The sequence below is a fragment of the Sphaerochaeta sp. S2 genome, assembly GCF_016406725.1.
Taxonomy (GTDB): Bacteria; Spirochaetota; Spirochaetia; order Sphaerochaetales; family Sphaerochaetaceae; genus Sphaerochaeta.
The window spans coordinates 1-2,056 of sequence record NZ_JAEKNT010000011.1 but is presented as its reverse complement, the minus strand read 5'-3'; the positions used below and the strand labels follow the sequence as shown (position 1 = coordinate 2,056).

Here is a 2,056-nt window from a genome sequence, read left to right as displayed (position 1 = left end):
AGGGCGGAAAGGTTTGTCTGCCCCATAAAACCAGGGCGGACAGTACCAAGGGCAGAAAACAAGCGAAAGACCAAATTCCATCATAATCACAAGTCAAATTGTTAAGATTTTGGGAAAGTTGGGCTTAAGTTGTGAACATTGGTTTTTTCGTATAAAAAACCCTTTCAAAAAATGAGCTATGCTAAATTCCTAAAAGCATTTATCGTACCTTTACTTGAAACGCTCCCCATGATTCCGATATACTAACCCCCAGTGTGTCATTTGTAGTCCTTGGCTACGATCACTATAAACCTTATTAGGAGTTCGTATGGTATTCTTAGCGCAACTACCGAAAGAGCAACTTGTCGCCCAGTTGGAGAATGGGGTCATCCTCATGATTCTGGGTATTGCTACGGTCTTTGTGTTTCTTACGTTGCTGTTTTTCCTTACCAAGGCCATGAGCGCCATTGCAAGAAAAATCGCACCACAGAAGCCCAAAGCCGTTGTAAGCAGTCCCGCAGCTGTCACAGCTTCTGCTTCCTCTGCCAGTGAGGCAGACATAGCAGCAGCAATTGTAGCAGCCTTCGCAAAGTCAAAAGAATAAGAAACCCCGGAGGATCATCTCAAATGAAGAAGAAAGTCAATTTTATGTGCACAGCGTTTCGTGACGGATTCCAGTCAGTATACGGTGCACGTGTATTCACCAAGGATTTCATGCCTGCAGTTGCAGCAGCCAAAGAGGCTGGCATCAATCACTTCGAAGCCGGCGGTGGTGCCCGCTTCCAGTCCCTGTACTTCTACACCAATGAAGATGCCTTTGCCATGATGGATGAGTTCCGTCGTGTTGCCGGGGATGATGCAGACCTGCAGACCCTCAGCCGAGGTGTTAACGTTGTCGGTCTCGATTCCCAACCAAGGGATATCATCGACCTGCATGCAAAGCTTTTCAAGAAGCACGGTATTTCCACCATCCGTAACTTTGATGCACTCAATGATGTCAACAACCTCATTGACAGTGGAAAGTCCATTGTTGACGCAGGACTTCGCCACGAAGTAGTCGTAACCATGATGAGTCTTCCCCCAAACACCGAGGGCGCTCACGACCCAGACTTCTATGAAGCAACCCTGAAGCAGATCATGGATGCAGGAATTGAGTTCCAGTCTGTCTGTTTCAAGGACGCAAGTGGTACCTCTACCCCAGCATATGTGTACGAGACCATCAAGCGAGCAAGGAAGTTGCTCGGCAAGGATGTGAATCTCGTATTCCACAGCCACGATACAGCAGGTGTATCAATCCAGCAGTATGTCAGTGCAATTGAAGCAGGTGCAGACCAGGTAGACCTCTCCATGAGCCCGGTTTCCGGTGGTACTTGTCAGCCAGACATCATCACCATGTGGCACGCACTTCGCCATACTGATTATGATCTGGGTATCGACATCAAGAAGATTCGTGAAGCTGAGTCAGTATTCAGGGATTGCATGAAAGATTATATCATTCCCCCTGAAGCAATGACCGTTAGCCCTGAGATCCCGTTCTCACCGCTTCCAGGTGGTGCCCTTACGGCAAACACCCAGATGTTGCGTGACAACAACCTGATGGACAAGTATCCCGCCATCGTCGAGGCAATGGCTGAGACTGTAGCAAAGGGTGGTTTCGGAACTTCCGTAACTCCGGTTTCCCAGTTCTATTTCCAGCAGGCTTTCAATAACGTCATGTTCGGACCTTGGAAAAAGATTGCAGAAGGCTACGGCAAGATGGTTCTCGGCTACTTCGGAAAGACTCCCGTAGAACCCGATGCCGAAGTTGTAAAGATCTGTGCTGAGCAGATGAAGATGGAGCCCACCACCAAGAAGGTTGTCGACATCAACGATGCCGATCCCAAGAAGGGTGTCAAGGTAGCAAAAGAGATGCTCGAGAAGGAAGGACTTCCCCTCACTGATGAGAATATCTTCATTGCTGCTTCCTGTAAGGAGAAGGGTATTCTCTACCTTACCGGCAAGGCTCAGGTAAACGGTATCTACAAGATCGACCGTGAGGAAGAAGCTGCCAAACAGAAGGGCGAGTACACCGTTACCG

Annotated in this window: 2 protein-coding genes; both read left to right on the top strand. The window is 48.5% G+C overall.

Going from position 1 to position 2,056, the window contains the following annotated elements; all coding sequences use genetic code 11:
* Positions 1–307 precede the first annotated feature (307 nt).
* Positions 308–583, top strand: coding sequence for an OadG family transporter subunit (locus tag JF818_RS00260; protein WP_198890000.1), 276 nt, complete (start codon positions 308–310; stop codon positions 581–583).
* A 23-nt stretch (positions 584–606) separates the two neighbouring features.
* On the top strand, positions 607–2,056 hold a 1,450-nt coding region (locus JF818_RS00255; RefSeq protein ID WP_198889999.1), incomplete at its 3' end, for a biotin attachment protein.